At 35.9% G+C, this 15824-nt stretch carries 15 protein-coding genes; 6 read left to right on the top strand and 9 right to left on the bottom strand.

Going from position 1 to position 15824, the window contains the following annotated elements; genetic code table 11:
• Positions 1 to 43: 43 nt before the first annotated feature.
• Both ACMAZI_RS04925 and ACMAZI_RS04920 read left to right on the top strand, forming a co-directional pair.
• On the top strand, positions 44 to 1165 hold the full coding sequence (locus ACMAZI_RS04925) for a hypothetical protein (protein ID WP_412473654.1): 1122 nt from the start codon (positions 44 to 46) through the stop codon (positions 1163 to 1165).
• A gap of 311 nt (positions 1166 to 1476) precedes the next feature.
• Positions 1477 to 2289: an aspartyl/asparaginyl beta-hydroxylase domain-containing protein gene (locus tag ACMAZI_RS04920; RefSeq protein ID WP_412473655.1), complete on the top strand. Its 813-nt coding sequence runs from the start codon at positions 1477 to 1479 to the stop codon at positions 2287 to 2289.
• Here the strand turns inward: ACMAZI_RS04920 and gshA are convergent.
• Both gshA and ACMAZI_RS04910 read right to left on the bottom strand, forming a co-directional pair.
• Positions 2270 to 3871 (bottom strand): glutamate--cysteine ligase, encoded by a 1602-nt coding sequence (gene gshA / locus ACMAZI_RS04915; RefSeq protein ID WP_412473656.1) that lies wholly within the window; start codon positions 3869 to 3871, stop codon positions 2270 to 2272. The genes ACMAZI_RS04920 and gshA overlap by 20 nt on opposite strands.
• A 61-nt stretch (positions 3872 to 3932) precedes the next feature.
• Positions 3933 to 4943, bottom strand: a complete 1011-nt coding sequence (locus ACMAZI_RS04910) for a hypothetical protein (protein ID WP_114705318.1) — start codon at positions 4941 to 4943, stop codon at positions 3933 to 3935.
• 60 nt (positions 4944 to 5003) lie between these two features.
• On the opposite strand from ACMAZI_RS04910, the gene ACMAZI_RS04905 reads away from it, so the two are divergent.
• Genes ACMAZI_RS04905 through ACMAZI_RS04895 form a run of 3 tightly spaced genes read left to right on the top strand, consistent with a single transcriptional unit; the run spans position 5004 to position 6854 of the window.
• Positions 5004 to 5642: a DUF3943 domain-containing protein gene (locus tag ACMAZI_RS04905; protein WP_114705319.1), complete on the top strand. Its 639-nt coding sequence runs from the start codon at positions 5004 to 5006 to the stop codon at positions 5640 to 5642.
• Positions 5629 to 6354, top strand: a complete 726-nt coding sequence (locus ACMAZI_RS04900) for a hypothetical protein (RefSeq protein WP_412473657.1) — start codon at positions 5629 to 5631, stop codon at positions 6352 to 6354. Before ACMAZI_RS04905 ends, ACMAZI_RS04900 begins: the two co-directional genes overlap by 14 nt.
• Positions 6355 to 6356: 2 nt before the next feature.
• A complete protein-coding gene (locus ACMAZI_RS04895; RefSeq protein ID WP_412473658.1) occupies positions 6357 to 6854 on the top strand; it encodes a DUF501 domain-containing protein in 498 nt (165 codons plus the stop codon).
• Here ACMAZI_RS04895 and ACMAZI_RS04890 read toward each other — a convergent pair.
• The 7 genes from ACMAZI_RS04890 to ACMAZI_RS04860 all read right to left on the bottom strand — a co-directional run bounded on the left by ACMAZI_RS04890 (position 6834) and on the right by ACMAZI_RS04860 (position 15429).
• Entirely contained in the window at positions 6834 to 7259 is a 426-nt protein-coding gene (locus ACMAZI_RS04890) for a hypothetical protein (RefSeq protein WP_334678161.1), read from the bottom strand. The two genes, ACMAZI_RS04895 and ACMAZI_RS04890, sit on opposite strands and share 21 nt — an antisense overlap.
• Before the next feature lie 6 nt (positions 7260 to 7265).
• Positions 7266 to 7502, bottom strand: a complete 237-nt coding sequence (locus tag ACMAZI_RS04885) for an FMN-binding protein (protein WP_412473659.1) — start codon at positions 7500 to 7502, stop codon at positions 7266 to 7268.
• Positions 7503 to 7762: 260 nt separating this feature from the next.
• On the bottom strand, positions 7763 to 8884 hold the full coding sequence (locus ACMAZI_RS04880; RefSeq protein ID WP_114705324.1) for a hypothetical protein: 1122 nt from the start codon (positions 8882 to 8884) through the stop codon (positions 7763 to 7765).
• A gap of 81 nt (positions 8885 to 8965) precedes the next feature.
• Positions 8966 to 9883, bottom strand: a complete 918-nt coding sequence (locus ACMAZI_RS04875) for a DUF368 domain-containing protein (protein WP_412473660.1) — start codon at positions 9881 to 9883, stop codon at positions 8966 to 8968.
• Between the two features lie 4 nt (positions 9884 to 9887).
• Positions 9888 to 12419 (bottom strand): type I DNA topoisomerase, encoded by a 2532-nt coding sequence (gene topA, locus ACMAZI_RS04870; protein ID WP_133296849.1) that lies wholly within the window; start codon positions 12417 to 12419, stop codon positions 9888 to 9890.
• Between the two features lie 83 nt (positions 12420 to 12502).
• The gene (locus ACMAZI_RS04865) at positions 12503 to 14698 is read right to left on the bottom strand and encodes a LysM peptidoglycan-binding domain-containing protein (protein ID WP_412473661.1); all 2196 of its coding nucleotides are present in this window, start codon (positions 14696 to 14698) and stop codon (positions 12503 to 12505) included.
• A gap of 8 nt (positions 14699 to 14706) precedes the next feature.
• The gene (locus ACMAZI_RS04860; protein WP_158536727.1) at positions 14707 to 15429 is read right to left on the bottom strand and encodes a tetratricopeptide repeat protein; all 723 of its coding nucleotides are present in this window, start codon (positions 15427 to 15429) and stop codon (positions 14707 to 14709) included.
• Positions 15430 to 15559: 130 nt separating this feature from the next.
• On the opposite strand from ACMAZI_RS04860, the gene ACMAZI_RS04855 reads away from it, so the two are divergent.
• Entirely contained in the window at positions 15560 to 15787 is a 228-nt protein-coding gene (locus tag ACMAZI_RS04855; RefSeq protein ID WP_114705329.1) for a DUF4911 domain-containing protein, read from the top strand.
• Positions 15788 to 15824 lie beyond the last annotated feature (37 nt).

Raw genomic sequence — 15824 nt, 5'->3', positions numbered from 1 at the left:
GAACCAAACTATTTGTATTTACAATTAACCGACTAAAAAACTCATGAAAAAAAAAGTCCTTATTGGTTTTCTCCTATTCATTACATCCCTTTTTCTCATTGTAGGAGTCTTACTCTTTCGAATTGACTGGACGACAAAAATTGCGATTAGACTAGCAGGTGGAGAGGTCGAAAAAGTTGAAAAAATTAGAATTGGGCATTGGGAGGTTACAAGTCTCTCCTTTCCAATCGATAAAGATAATAAACTTATCATTGCCCATACGGAAATTGACTTACTAGCTGTAAAAGAATCATTTTCAATTTTTCAACGCTATTCACAGGCCTTAAACTCTAAAATCAATATAAAAAGCAAGGGCGTCCAAGTTAGTGGCTTCAAGTTAAATCAGATTCAATTCTCAATAGAAAAGAAGTTTGGCGATACTTTGAAAATTGAAAATATTCATATAAGCGATTTTGGAAAACAAAACAAAGGTGAAGTCGCCATAAACCTTGTCAATTATGAAGACATAAAAATTAACTATAATAAGTTGAATCTTGACCACCTTATTAAATTCTTCGATGCCTCACTAGGACTGTCTGGATATATTAATATCGATGCAAAAATAGAGGGTGAGAATATAGATGCTCGAGTTTATGGATCAAATTTAAATCTAAAAGGATTTCGAGTGGATGATGTTATCTCAAACTTTCTCGATACTAGAAGCATTGGCCTTATTGATGCGGCAGCCTTTGTGGCCCTCGGCCCTATTGGCCTACTTTATACAAGTGCGGCCAGCCTAGGGCAAACACTGGGAGGTTTTCGTGGCGGTGATACACCTTTAAAGCAAATCAATGTGGATGTTAAACTTAGAGGTGATGTGGCCACGATGAATGATGTGGCAGTTGCCACAGCAGAAAACCTCATTGTTATTGAAGGTGGAGCAGATTTAAAAGCAGAAGTATTTAAAGAGCTGGTTGTCTCAATATTGGATGAAGACTATTGTCCAGAGCTTCAACAGGCAATCGGTGGCACATTTAATAAGCCAGAAATATCCAAAACAAAGGCCTTTCTTGATACTGCATCAGCTCCGGTTGAAAGCTTAACTAGCTCAACGTTTCAAGTAGTAGGCGTAGACACCTGCAAAAGAACATATCAAGGTCTCGTCAAGCATCCCGATGATATTTAAAAACAATTGGAGACAATTGAACATAATCATTTAATAAAAGCGTAGCTAATAATCTTTATATGACGAATTGCATATAATGAGAAAAATCATGGATGAAAAAGCTCCTCTAAGGTATATTACATAGATAAGTATCAACCTTAAACAGGACAAAGACTATTAGCGTTATATCGGTTCTTATATTCTTATTTCTCTTTGGCATTGCCTCAATGGGATATGTGTACGCCTATCGCGGAAGCGAAAGGTATGAAAGTTTAACTTTTTATCTAAGAAAGGGATGGCCTATTTTTGCTCCCCTAAATTGCTTGCTCTATATGTTTACTAAAAAGAAAGCAGCTAAGCCTATTATGGACCTTGCTGACTTTCCTGAATTAAAACAAGTTCAAGATAATTGGGAGACAATTCGCAAAGAAGCAGTTGCCCTTCGTGAAAATGGCTACTTTGATAAGGTAAAAGATCCTACATCTGATGGACATTACGATATTGGATTTCGTACTTTCTACAAGTATGGATGGTCAAAATTTTATCTCACTTGGTATGGAACAACACTTAACTCAGCAAAGAACCTATGTCCTCAAACAGTTGAACTTGTTTCTAAAGTGCCAGGAGTTAATGGTGCAATGTTTTCAATCTTACCAGTAGGCTCAAAGCTAACCAAACACCTCGATCCCGTTGCAACATCACTGCGCTATCACCTTGGACTCAAGACTCCAAATGATGATAAGTGCTATATCAATATTGATGGTACAGATTATTCATGGAGAGACGGAGAGGCCCTGTTATTTGATGAAACTTATCTTCACTTTGCTTTTAATAACTCTGAAGATGAAAGAATCATTCTTATGCTTGAAGTCGATCGTCCAACTAACATATTTGGAAAGATTATAAACTTTGTCTTTAAACAGATTATGAGAATTACACTTGTGCCAAATATCCCAGGTGACCAAAGAGGATTAGTTAATCGTATCTTTGGTGCTGTCACGCCAGCTCTTTTAAAAGTAAGAACATTAAAACAAACAAATATCGTCTTATATAAAGTGATAAAGCATACAGTAAACTTAACACTTGTGGCCTTGGCTTTTGGACTCGTTTACTTAATTCTTAATTTTATACAGTCTCTTTTTTAGAAAAACTCGATTCAACATAAGCGGTGACGTAATCTTCAAATTCTACGTCGTCGAGTTTTTCAAACTCAACTTGCCTTTGAACAGAAGCACTCTTTTCTTCCTCTAGCTTGCCTTGAAAGATACTTTCATTACAACTTTCAAAGAGTCCACGACGATGTGAGATCGATAGCTCACGCATTGAAGAAATAAATCCCTTCTCACATGCAAGATCATACACTCTTTGAGATAGTGTATTTCTAGGATTTAACATTGAACGGTGAAAATCAATGGATTTAATAAGATCTTCTTTACGATGGCCATCATCAATGGAGTTCATTGTCTCTTCCATCATACTAAAGAATTCTTCAAGATAGTTACGGTAACTAACTTCTTGTCCATTATTTAGAATCGTCAGATTATCCTTACGGCCTTCTTTTATAATTCTTTGATTATTGTCTTCAATTTCATTATAGATTTCACGTGTACACTTTTGCGATTCAGAGAATAGGCATGTCAGAAGAAATGCATCTAAGAAGTTTGCCTGCTCTTCAGAAATTCCATTTTCCGCAAAGGGATTGATATCCAAAAGTCTAACTTCAATATATTCAATTCCTTCACTTCTTAAAGAGGCCAAGGCACTTTTTCCAGGAGGAGCAATTCTCTTTGGACGAATAATTGAATAAAACTCATTTTCAATTTGGAGAATATTTGTACTAATTTGTTGAAGTTCTCCACTCTCATTTCTTAAACCAATTTCTTCAAATGGTTTATAACTTACCTTCAGTGCATTTTCTAAACTATCACAATAGCTATCAAGCCCATTGTAGCAGATACGAATTCCATCTTGCGAAGACCCTGTATAACCAAGCCCTCCCATTCTTAGGCAGGTACCAAACTCAGTAGCATATGTTTTTCCGAAAGCTTCATCTTCATGTATAACTTTTAGATTGTGTTTCTTTCCCTTTAGAAAAGATTCATGTACTGCTACAGAGTTGCCAAATAAATAGAGTAGTACATTGGAGTACTTTCTAAAGTTACGGCACAAATTTAGGTATTCTTTATTAATAAACTTTTGTAGAGGCAGCTTACTTCCAAGAAGCTCATGCCAATTCTTCCAAAATTCATCAGTCATTGAAAAGTTATAATGAACGCCTGCAATTGATTGCATCGATCTTCCATAACGTAAAGAAAGGCCAGAGCGATAAAGAGTTTTTAAACGTCCCGAATTACTCTCACCATAATATGCAAGTTTAATATCCTTATCATCAGGCAGGATACAAGGCATCGAAGATGGCCAGATCCCTTCTTTATCATCTTGCTTTAAAACATAAGTTTGTAGATTTCCAAGAGTTTTAATTGTTTCTTGTGAGCTATGGGAAACAGGTGTGATGAATTCTAATAAACTTTCTGCAAAGTCTGTCGTAATCCACTTATGAAGTAATTTAGATCCAAACTTAGGGTCATGGTCAGTTTGTGCAAGTTTTGCATCCGCAAGATTTACTCTTAGACCTTCTTTTTCAATTCCTTTATTAACACTTAGAATTGACTGACTTCCATATTTTTTTTGATACTTCTGTAAGGTATCAATATTACTTCTAACCATAACGTTTCCTTGTAGCGAATATACTACGCTTAGATAAGAAAGCTTTCAAGTCAAGCTTGTGTCAATTTAAGTATCCAATACTTACAGGCAGCTCATAGTTGATTCCAAAAGCAAAATCCTCATTCTTTGTTTGCCCAAGCATCAGAGCGAAGTTGCGCACAGTTCCAGAGTAATGTTTAAATAGTGCTGGATAAAGGTTTAGTCGTACACGAAAGTCTTCAGAGCCATTGAGAAGAAGTGACGCAGCCTGTTGTCCGAGAGTCTCTAAATAATAACCATAAACGAAGCGTCCTTTTCTCTCTAGAGGGTTCGTTAAAGCAAGTCCTGCAACAACTGAATGGGAAAGATCACCAACATCAAAAGTAATTCCCCCCATATTCATCATTCCTAGATATAGAAGAGGTCTCATATTTTTATAATGAAGTATTTTTGGTCGAAACACATAATTTAGGCCAACATTGAAAAAGTCTTCATGCTCGATATCGTAAACGGGCATAAAGTGCCAAGTACTCATACCTGCTTCATTGATCATAAAGTTCATAAAATCATCATTTAGCCCAAGAAAGAAACCTGCGACATCAAAGAAATAGAGATCTGCGATGTGATCATAAGCAGAGACTTCAGGTTGATCTGTTTCGTTTGCTTCATTACCAAAGTGCATCGCATAGGTTACGAAGAATGAAAAAGTTTTTGCCCACTTTATTTCGTAATAATCAGCGTATTCAAGAAGTTTCTTGGTTTCGTAGGCACCACCAAAAGTATGCAAGAATATATTTGGAAGTACCCTATCGCTTAAAAATTCTTCTTTGAAGAACTCACCGAAGCTTCCCTCTTTTCTAATCTCATGAAAGGGATCCTTTACTTCATTCCATACTTCTTTGTGCTTTTTCCAATAGTTTTCTTGGTTAAACCAATATGGGTTTTGAATAACGTCGAAGGAACCATTGATATACAGCTGAACCGGAGACCATATCGTATCGACGTCTTTATTAAATATCAGATACTTAGAATTTTGAGCAAATGTATTTAAGAAAACAAACGTAAGAAAAATATATTTAAAAACCTTAATCATTTAAAAACCTTAGCTCGTATTTGTGGCCAGAATGAGTATAAATTTATATAAGAAGTCATCGTGAAAAGACTATTTATATACCTTCTCCCATTTCTACTACTTCTAGGAAGTAATTCTTTAGCACAAGAAAGTTACTTCTACAAAGATCGTGAACACACCAAACAAGAAGTTTTTGAAGACCTCAGTTTTGTTTTTGGACTTTCATTAATCGCATACCCTTTAACACAATGGGATACTGTAAAAAATGAAGGTTCTTTAGAAGTTTATCGTAAGAACTTTGGTCGCATCGTCTTTGATCGAGATGAACCTTTTTGGAACTATATGGTTCACCCTTATACTGGTTCACAAATGTTCCTATACTACCGAGCAAGAAGCTATAGCTACTCAGACTCACTGGCCTTAACTTTTGTCTCTAGTACCGTTTTTGAATTCTTCATTGAAGTGTATACAGAGCCAGCTTCTGTGCAAGATCTATATCAAACACCTGTACTTGGGGCCGTTATGGGATATGGTTTTGAAAAGCTTTCCATGGAACTGCTAAATAACGGTGGAAGTGTCTCAAAATTTTTTGGTCACTTAATTAATCCAATGACCCTTTTCTCTTCAATATTTGAAGGACGTGGAATAAAAGCTTCAGCAATGTTTGCTCCAAGCTTTGATAAGAAATCCATAGGATATTTTATACATGCAAGTTTTTAAGAGATTTCTTATATTTCTTTTAATCATCTCAGGCATAACAATATCTGCTAAGCCTTATGAGTACTATTTAAGAACAGGTTTAACACTTGAGAAAATGCTATTTAACGAGCTTGATGATGACCAGTTTGAAAATCGTTACAATATCGAAGATCGTGATGAATCGACTGCTTTTGGAATATATACCCAATTTTCATATCGCTATGAAAGAGTTGAAATTGGTGTTGAGTCCCATACAACATTTGGCCGCGCAAAAGATCTTCAATTTGGTTACGAAGGAAATATTCTAAGTGGTTCGGGAAATTTTCGTTCTTTTACAATTACACCAACATTAAGATTTAATACTCCTGATCTAGAAATTGAATATCTAAACTTTATCGGCTTTAGAAAGTTTAAAGCATACGTTAAATTTGGCCCTAGCTGGCAATTAAGTTCACTAAGCCTCGATGGTTTTAATATAGACTCAAATGATAGAGACCTTAAGCTAAACTATGACTCTTTTGGTGGTGCACTAGCTGTAGGAATTGAACAAATTAAAGAAATTGGTCGCTATCCATTCTTTCTTGAAGTCTCTGTTGCTGGCCATAGATCATATAAAGTAACACTAATAGATCGAACTGATCCAACAAAAGTAGAAATCGTCAAAGAAAGTAGTGCTCGAAATGATATTAACTCCTTTTCAATCTTCTATAAGGTTGGAGTAACTTTATTCTAATTATGAAACTTGAAGCGACTAAAGAAGACATCGAAAAAATTGAAAGCTTTTTAAAACGAGAAGCCCGTGGAGTGCTTGAGATATCAGCTCGAACCAAAGAAGGTGCACCAGCATCTCTAAAAGTTTCCCCTGTTGTAGACAAAGTCCCATTTCCAACAATCTATTGGCTTGTTGACCCTATTGTTTACAAGAAGATAAGTCATCTAGAGGGACAAGGATTTACAAAAGAGCTACAAAATAAAATCAATAATAGTGAAGAGCTACAAGAGAAAGTGAAGTCTATTCATGAGTCTTATCGAGATGAAAGAATTGAATTATTCAAAGAATTAAATCTTGAACTACCAGAAAATATGATGCCAATGATTACTGAAAATGGGATCGGTGGACTTAGAGACTTTCATCATTTGAGATGCCTCCATATGTTCTATGCATATCACTTAGTAAGGCCACATATTATTGGCGATATGATTGATGAAAAGCTAGGCTCTTTTGCGATTTGAAGAAATGTGATGATAAGAGAAGACCACACTCCAAATAACAGAAACAGCGATATGTAGATAAGCTGAATACTCTCTAAAGACTTGTCCATCAACAACTTGAATTAAATATCCAGTTAAGCTCATCAAAACAAGAAGAACCAAAAGAAAAATTCCAGAAGTTCGAGACTTCTTATATCCACTTTCAATACGCTTCCAAACATGATTAGAGAAAATCATTCCAACGGCAAAGATAAGAAAAGGAACTGTTAAAACATGAACTTTTTGGAAAATAATTGTAAGAGGGTGAGTTTCGGGTCCCCATTCCCCTTCTATTGCTAAAAAATACTTTGCAATGAAGTAGATAATACTTGTTATGAGAACAAGATAATTGATTGTGAATATTGTATTTCTTTCTGCTCTGGTCATGATTACTTACTTAAGTATATCACCTTGTAAGTATAGTGATAACCACACTAGAAATTTTGTACTCTTAGACGAGAGAGTTGCTCCCGATACAATATCAATACTATCTGGAAGAGTTGACTTAAATTTCTTAAGCCAGCTGTCTTTTACTCGATACTCTGAGGGCTCTTCAAATTTAACAACCTTTAAACTCTCTAGCTTCTTATCTTCAATATGAATATGAACAAGCTGTCTCTTTGTTCTCACAATATCTGAGAATACGAAATCAAAGGAACTCTTCTGATTGCATACTCTTTGATAAAATGAATAGAATCTCCTCACATCTCTAGTGGGAAACTTTGACTTAATCATCTTATATTCTTTCTCAGTTAAGAACTTCGATTTTTCTACAAAATGACATTTGGGAAATTTACGTGCAAGGGTGTCTTTTAGGCCGGCCTCGGCGCTATAGGAAAAAAATAAAGTGAGGAGAAGAACTCTCCCCACTTCAAAAAATATAGAATTATTTAGTATTCCCATCCAATTCCAAAATTGAAAGCCTCAGACTCACCAACATTTGAAGCATTCTCATACTTTGTGTAGTCAGCTTTGAATGATACTTTATCAAGTGGCTTATACATAACACCTGCTGTTAGGTTTGTTCTATCATTGGCCTTATCAGCAACACCTACAGTAGCGTCAACATCATCTTGAGTATTATAACTCTCATATCTTACATATGGCATAATTGTATAAGTTTTACTATGTGTAATATTGTATCCAAGATCTACATAATAACCTTGCATTACGTCAGCAACAACATTTCCTGACTTAGCAGAGAATTCTTTACCATCAAGTGTTGAATAAACATATAATGCTTTCACCATTAGGCCTTTGTAGTTATATGCTAAGTGAACATCATAAATATTGTGTTCACCTTGAGCGTCACCATTCGTTGTCCCTACATATACAGAAGTACCTAGATCAAGACCAAAATCAAATCCATAATCTAGTCTTAAAATATGTGACCAGTGACCAGCAACTGCCTTAGCTCCTTTTTGACGTCCATCACGAACACCATCAGCATCAAAACCTGAAGCATCAGCGTTACTCCACCCTTCTAAAGAGTTCATAATATAGTATTTATAGTCTAAGTTCTTCCAAGTACCATAAACACCAAAACCATTTTCACGCATTGTTGTTGGGATAATATTTTTTTCAATCTCTGGACGATTAACACCAATAAAACGAGTTGGCTCGTGCTCTAAGTTAACAAGACCAAGTGGTGATAGAAGTAGACCGGCCTTGAAGTTTAATAGTTCAGAATGTGCATAACGAATCTCTGCGAATTCAGTATAGATTTCATCAGCGTGCTCAATTTCAATTTCAGTCATGAATGACCACTTGTCACTAAACTTATACCCTACGTATAGAACATTTCTTAGAGTGTCCCATTGAGCATTTGAGTCTGAGTTATCTTTGAAAACGATTTCCCCATAACCACCAAGGCTTACTCTTGATGAAAGACCTTGAGACTGAATGTCTTGTACTTCTTTCGTTAAAATATTAATTTTTCTTTCTAGCTCTTGAGTTGTTGCTGCATTTGCAAACGACGCACCAAGCAAAAGAGTTACTAAAAACTTCTTCATTGTTTCTCCTGTGTTTGATTTACCAAACAGATATTAAAGATAGTTAACAAAAAGTCAAGACACTCAACAAGACAATAATATTTATGGCTTAGTAGCTCCGCGCTCTAAAAAGAGAACAAAGAAGAAACCAAAAAGAATGAGACCAATTGCAATGAAGTCCTCTACACCAAGAGTTGTTGGAAAAAAGGCCCGTTCGGCCAAGATCTTCGTTTTTCCACGAATAACGACAGATTGAGTAACTTCGCGCCAAGGCCATACTTTAGATAGAGTTCCAAAAAGTATTCCCACTAAAAATGCCATGGTACGTTCACGAAAGTTATTCATAAAGTAATTTAAGACCTTAGAGAAGCTTAGAAGACCTGTTAAACAGCCAATGGCAAAAACACCAATAATAACAAAAGCACCATCAGCAAAAGGATTCTTCAAAGCACCTGTAACGTATTCATACTTACCTAAGATAAGCAGAATAAAAGAGCCAGAGATACCAGGTAGGATCATGGCCGTAATTCCAATAAGTCCGCAAAGAAAGATAAACCAATGATCTGTAGGAGTTGTGACAGGAACAAGCTGAGTAATAAAGAAGCCAAGCATGCCTCCCAATAAAACCATTAAGAGATTCATTGGATTTTTTCGATCTTTTAGATCTCTAGCAATAACAATTATCGAAGATGAAATAAGACCCAGAAATAAGCCCCAAGTTGGAACTGGATGGTGATTGATAAGATAGTGCATTAGTCTCGCAAGCGAAAACATTGCACCAAGAATACCAACTGCAAGTGGAATCAAGAACCTTAGATCAATTCTTTGGGAAACACTTTTAAAATTTAGAGTAAGTGCATCTTTAATAAGGTCTTTATTTATCGCTGCTATTGTTGAAAGCAACTTATCATAAATTCCCGTAATAAATGCAATTGTTCCCCCAGAAACACCTGGGATTAAGTCGGCAATGCCCATAAGAAAGCCCTTGCAAAAAACAAGGGCCATATCTTTATTTATCATTTTGTTACTCGTTGTTAGATTCTTCGTCTTCTTTAGCAAATGGAGTCGTATCCCAATCTACTGAGTGCTTACATTCAGGACATTGAAGTTGTTTCCCCCAACGCTTTGTTTCCTTCACACCCATGACACCAAATCCACATGCTGGACAGTCATAAACTTTTGGCTCATTCCATAATGCAGTTTCACAGTCTGGATAATTCGTACAACCATAGAAGATTTTCCCGTAACGAGACTTCTTCTCTGCAAACTTTCCAACCTTACACTTTGGACAAGTTACATCAATAGTATATGGAAGTGTTGTTTCACATTTTGGATATTCTTCACATCTAACGAAACGGCCGTACTTACCTTTTTTAACTTCAAGGCGCTTTCCACACTCAGGGCATGGATCACGGAACCAATCTTTTGGAAGAATTTCAATAGTTCCATCAAGGTGCTTTTTAAAGTCAAAAGTTGAAGTACAATCTGGATAGTTTCGACAAGCTAAGAACTGACCATTACGTCCCCATTTAATAAGATACTCACCATCTTCACATTTCTTGCAGTGAATTCCTGTTGGGATCTCTTGCTTTTTAAGGTTCTTCATTTCCTCTTTGGCTTTTTCAAGAGTTTTTTCAAACCCTTGCCAAAATTCTTTTAGAACCTTCTTCCACTTAATCTCACCTTCTTCAATCTTATCCAGAAGCTTTTCAACGTTTGCTGTGAAAGCAACGTCCATAACATCAGGGAAGGATTCAATAAGCATTTTACATACAACTGTTCCAAGCTCTGTTGACATGAAACGGTTTTCGACCTTTTCCACGTAACCACGATCTTGAATATTTGAAATAATCGAAGCATAAGTCGAAGGACGACCAATACCTTTTTCTTCTAATGTCTTAACCAGTGAGGCTTCATTATATCTTGGAGGTGGTGAAGTCCAATGTTCAACTTCATTAGGGCCATTCTTGGCCTTCATCTTCTCACCGACATCAATTAATGGAAGTTCACCTGTTGCTTTTGCTGTATCATCTTCATCGTCATTTCCACCGCGACGTGATGCCTTCTCAGCCGCTGCTTCCATATAAACAGTTCTAAAACCAGCAAATTTAATAATTGAACCATTGGCCTTAAAGAAGTGACCTTCACATTCATAAGTTACAGCGGTCTGATCGATGATGGCCTGACTCATTTGAGATGAAATAAATTTATTCCAAATAAGCTCATAAAGCTTCTGCTCATCTGGCTCAAGATCTCCTCTAAGTTGATTAGGAGTATATTCTAAAGAAGTAGGTCTTATGGCCTCGTGGGCATCTTGAACCTTGCTACTTCCCTTTTTCTTATATTCAATAGGCTCTGGTGATAAATACTTTTCACCGTATTGATCCTTAACATATTCACGTAAGGCATTTAATGATTCTGGCTCAGTTCTAACAGAGTCCGTTCTCATATATGTAATAAGACCGACAGTTCCAAAGTCCGTTGTTGCAATCCCTTCATAAAGTCTTTGCGCAACCATCATTGTTCTCTTGGCCGTAAAACCTAATTTATTGGCCGCTTCCTGTTGAAGCTTAGAAGTTGTAAACGGTGGAGTTGGATTCTGTTTTCTTTCACGTTTTTTAACGTCAATAACTTCAAATTCCTTACCTTTTACATCTGATACAATCTTCTTTGTGAATTCTTCATCAGTAAGTTCAGTCTTCTTCTTTGCTGTCTCACCATAGTATTTAATTTCAAAAAGCTTGCCATCTTTTTCCATATCACCGTGGATTGAAAACCACTGTTCAGGAATAAAGGCTTTTATTTCATCTTCTCTTTCGACAATAATTCTTAGTGCAACAGATTGAACTCGACCAGCTGAAATCCCTCGCTGAACCTTGTCCCAAAGAATCGGAGAAATTTTATAACCCACTAGACGATCGAGAACACGACGAGTTTTTTGAGCATCGTACATATTGACGTTTAGCTCTGTCGGGTTTTCTACCGCTTCTGTTACCGCTTTCTTAGTTACGGCATTAAAGATAACTCTTCTAATTTTTTTTCGCTTTCCAATTTCTTCTGAAAGGTGGAATGCAATGGCCTCTCCCTCACGGTCCAAGTCGGGTGCGAGAAAGATTTCATTAGCGTATTTGGCAAGTTCTTGGATCCTTTCAATCTTTGCTTGTTTCCCACTAATTGGAACAAGGTCAATTTGAAAGTTATCCTTGATATCAACACCTAGTTTTGACTTAGGAAGGTCTTTGATATGTCCATTTGACGCAACGACTTGAAATCCTCGTCCTAGATATTTTTTGATTGTTTTAGCTTTAGATGGTGACTCCACTATAACCAGTTTATAGTCTTTGTCCTTTAAAGATGATCCAGAAGTTTTCTTTTTCGCTTTCTTAGCAGTTTTCTTGGCCGTTTTCTTCTTTGCAGTTTTTTTGGCCGTCTTCTTCTTTGCTGTCTTTTTCTTAGCTGTTTTCTTTTTGCTTGTTGCTTTTTTTGCTGCTTTTTTCGAGGCCTTCTTAGAGGCAGCTTTTGTTGCAGCTTCACTCACAACGTCTGTTTGTGACATGTTCACTTACTCCTAGTAATAAAAACAAGGCGCGTTATTAAAACGCGCCTCAAATATCTTAACATATTTTTTGCTAGCATAGATTAATTTGAATCACTATTCAATAGTTCTTCAATTTCTTCGATGTCGTATGGAGTCAATCCATAAGGATTTTCCTTACTGTTCAGATCTTCATCCATATACTTGCGTCCCTCTTTTGCTTCGATCTCATTCATTGACTCGAGTGCATTAGGATCTTTTGTCTTAACACCTTTTTCAATTAAGTTAAGATCTTGACGCTCTAGGTAAGTATCTTCATCAATCTTTTGTTCATTCAATTTAGTCTCTGCATCAATTAATTCTTGTTCAAGCTTTTCTAATTCCTTTAGATCACGGGCCTGTTCTTTAATAATTGATTTTTCTCTTTCTTGGCGCTCTAACTCTTCAAGCTCATCTTCTTCAATACGAATTTCATCAACTTGTTTTAATAAGTCTTCACCAAGATTATCTAAATTTAATTCAACATCAAGTTCCTCAAGAGCAAGGTTCTCTTTTTCACCTAAGGCCTTTTCACGTGAACTAGTTCTAAGCTGGTCTGCCATCTTTGCAGTTGCTTCAGATTTAGTCAGGGCAATATTACCAAGGCCCATTTCATCATTTGAATATGAAATGACTGCAGTTGCAAAATTATCCGTTACAGTAATAATTGTTGCCTCACCTTTTACATAAGTTGGTTGAGAACTAATTTTCTTTCCTGTTCCCTGATCTCTAAAAGAATATATCTCAAAGATATTTCCTAGCTCCACACCATCAACACGACCACGATCAAGATAAATGACATCTCCTAGAGCTAAGCCTCTTTCTTGAACCTTAAATGCTCCAATAATTGCTGCTTCAATACGACGTGAATTATATGTTTGAAAGATTTTTGCAATTTTTGGCGTATAGACAGTGATTCGTGCTCCACGTTCAATAACATCCACAATTTGGAAAGTATCAACTTCCCATTTATTGTCTTCAAGTTCTCTTGTGGCCTTTACTTGACCTACAATAGAATAACGAAGCCCTTCTCGATCAGAAATTTCATGAGAAACTTTCCCTTGTGGTTGATAAATCGAAAATTGATCTCCAGGTCTTACTTGGACTGACTTATCAAATTGTACATAGGCCTTACCTTTATCATGAATCAAAACAGCTTCATCTTTCTTATCTGATATATAACCTAGATCTTGAATATGATTTGTTGAAAGAAAAGTATTTAAATAGAACCCTTGCGAGACATTAATTTCTTGCCTTTCAATAGATGAGATTCCATTCTCATCATATTCCTCAGTTGGCTCTTCTATAAGAACTTTTGTAACAGGAGGAGCATACTTTTTATAATCAGTATTTAGTTCAATCTCAGTCATCGAAAGAACATCTTGATATGTCGACTCAGTTAATGACTGAAAGAATGCACCCTTATCGATTAACTTTCTTCTCTCAACTAACCAATCAGACTTTATATCCTCACCATAATTTGAAAAAGCCCCAGAGCTTGCAACCTTTACACCTGCAACCTTAGTATCCTCAGGTGTTTGAGAATCAAAACTACCAAAAGAAACTTTTGGAAATGATTCTTCACTACCTGTTGAGAAAACAAGGATTTGTCCTGGTTCAATTTCATGAGGGTTTGTAATCTGTGGGTTCATTGACCAGATTTTAGAATAATAAAATCCTGATCCAAAAAGGTTCTTTGAAATTTTCCAAAGCCAATCACCTTCTTGGACAACATACTTATCTACTTTTGCGGCCGTCGCTAACTCATTCCACTCATCTGCTGGAATTTTCTTCTCAACAAATTTAGCTAGCTCAAGAAGTTCTTTTTCTTCTTTACCAACATTAAATAAGTTCTTATCTAGAGAGACTTTTTTATCAGAGGTATTTATCTTATTGGCCTTACTAGGCTCTACAACCTCAACATCTGACTTTACATCTTCGGCCAAAATATCAATTTCATCAATTGAATCAGCTCCTGATGCATTATTCTCATTAATTTTCTTTTTATTTTCTTCTGTTAAGACTTCCTCACCTGGAAGATTAACTTTTTGATTATTTTTCAAAGACTTTAATTCATCTTCTAATACTTCATCTGAAACATCTGTTTGCTGAGGTTGATCGGCCTCTTCTTCAAGTAGCATTAGAAGATCTTTGTCATCTAATAATTCGAGATCTTGAAGATCGTCTTGAGCATATGAAAGATTCACTTTCAATATGATAGCTACGATACAAAATAGAAATTTTAGATTTCTCTTTTTCAAATCTACCCTTATGCTTCGCCAAAGAAGTCATGAAGAATTGAATGATATTTTTCATTCTTCTTTTTTAACTTTAATTTATCAGTACATGCAATTAAGCGCCCTAAACTTTTAATAACGAGACCAGAAAAAGCATGTTGCCTTAAAATCTCTTCATATAACTGCATTGCTAAATCGAATTCATTTTGAGAAAAAAGCATCTCTGCTAAATAAAATTTTGCTCTTACTTTTATTTGGCCATGTTTTGAACTTTCTAAATCCTTTAGGATAGTAAGTGCTTGATCTAATCGATTCTGGGCCAAAAGACCTTCGGCTTGCTTTAATAAATTTAATTCTTTTTGTAATTGAAGATCATCATTTTGTTGGTTCTGCTTCTTTGCTGCAACTTCATTTGCAAAAACATCAACCGTTTCTGCTAATTCGTTTCGACGTGCTTTTTCAAGATCATCAATCATCTCAAGTTGCACCTCTTCTTGCGAAGCTGATGGTTTAGAACTCGATTTGTATTGCTCGGCCAAACTTGGAGCTTTAGTTTCTTTTAATAGCTTGTCATACTTTTCAAGAAGTTGATCATACTGAGCCTTTGGCACCATCTGACTCTTTGCTTGTTGAGTATCAGCTGTCCCCTCTTCCTCAAACAATGTTTTTCTCTTTCCCATCCATGAACAAGATGTAGTTGAAAGAGATAAAATAAAAATAGAAACTAGTGGCAATCTCATCCTGAAATCTTTCACTATGTGTCCTCCATGACTTGATAAAAGAGTGGCCTTTAATAATATTTTAGGTTACAAAGCGTTTAAGTCAATGAAATTTCGTGGATAGGCAAAGTCTTCCAACGATAAAAACAAAGTAGTCGAGTATTTTATGAGTGAAATATTTAAAACAATAGTAAGAGTTCCAAAGAAAGAATCAGCCTATTTTTATTTTCAACTAGAGGCCAACGAAGGACTATGTTTTTACTCAACTATTGAAGGCGATAAACACGAAGGTCATCGTGATATTATTGTTCAAGCACACCCTAGCCTTAAAGAAGAAGTTGTCCAACTACTTAATAAACTTGGAAAAGAGATCGAGCTCGAGTTTATTGACTAAAATCTGAACAGCTTTAACAAATTTTCAAGTATTCTAA

The organism is Halobacteriovorax sp. YZS-3-1 (assembly GCF_047084945.1).
In the GTDB taxonomy this organism is placed as follows: domain Bacteria; phylum Bdellovibrionota; class Bacteriovoracia; order Bacteriovoracales; family Bacteriovoracaceae; genus Halobacteriovorax_A; species Halobacteriovorax_A vibrionivorans.
Note: the sequence above shows the minus strand (reverse complement) of the source record. Positions and strands in the feature narration are given on the sequence as shown.

Coding starts and splice junctions, on each gene's coding strand:
- ACMAZI_RS04925 (WP_412473654.1), top strand. CDS start 44: ATGAAAAAAAAAGTCCTTATTGGTTTTCTCCTATTCATTACATCCCTT.
- ACMAZI_RS04920 (WP_412473655.1), top strand. CDS start 1,477: ATGTTTACTAAAAAGAAAGCAGCTAAGCCTATTATGGACCTTGCTGAC.
- gshA (WP_412473656.1), bottom strand. CDS start 3,871: ATGGTTAGAAGTAATATTGATACCTTACAGAAGTATCAAAAAAAATAT.
- ACMAZI_RS04910 (WP_114705318.1), bottom strand. CDS start 4,943: ATGATTAAGGTTTTTAAATATATTTTTCTTACGTTTGTTTTCTTAAAT.
- ACMAZI_RS04900 (WP_412473657.1), top strand. CDS start 5,629: ATGCAAGTTTTTAAGAGATTTCTTATATTTCTTTTAATCATCTCAGGC.
- ACMAZI_RS04895 (WP_412473658.1), top strand. CDS start 6,357: ATGAAACTTGAAGCGACTAAAGAAGACATCGAAAAAATTGAAAGCTTT.
- ACMAZI_RS04890 (WP_334678161.1), bottom strand. CDS start 7,259: ATGACCAGAGCAGAAAGAAATACAATATTCACAATCAATTATCTTGTT.
- ACMAZI_RS04880 (WP_114705324.1), bottom strand. CDS start 8,884: ATGAAGAAGTTTTTAGTAACTCTTTTGCTTGGTGCGTCGTTTGCAAAT.
- ACMAZI_RS04875 (WP_412473660.1), bottom strand. CDS start 9,883: ATGATAAATAAAGATATGGCCCTTGTTTTTTGCAAGGGCTTTCTTATG.
- topA (WP_133296849.1), bottom strand. CDS start 12,419: ATGTCACAAACAGACGTTGTGAGTGAAGCTGCAACAAAAGCTGCCTCT.
- ACMAZI_RS04855 (WP_114705329.1), top strand. CDS start 15,560: ATGAGTGAAATATTTAAAACAATAGTAAGAGTTCCAAAGAAAGAATCA.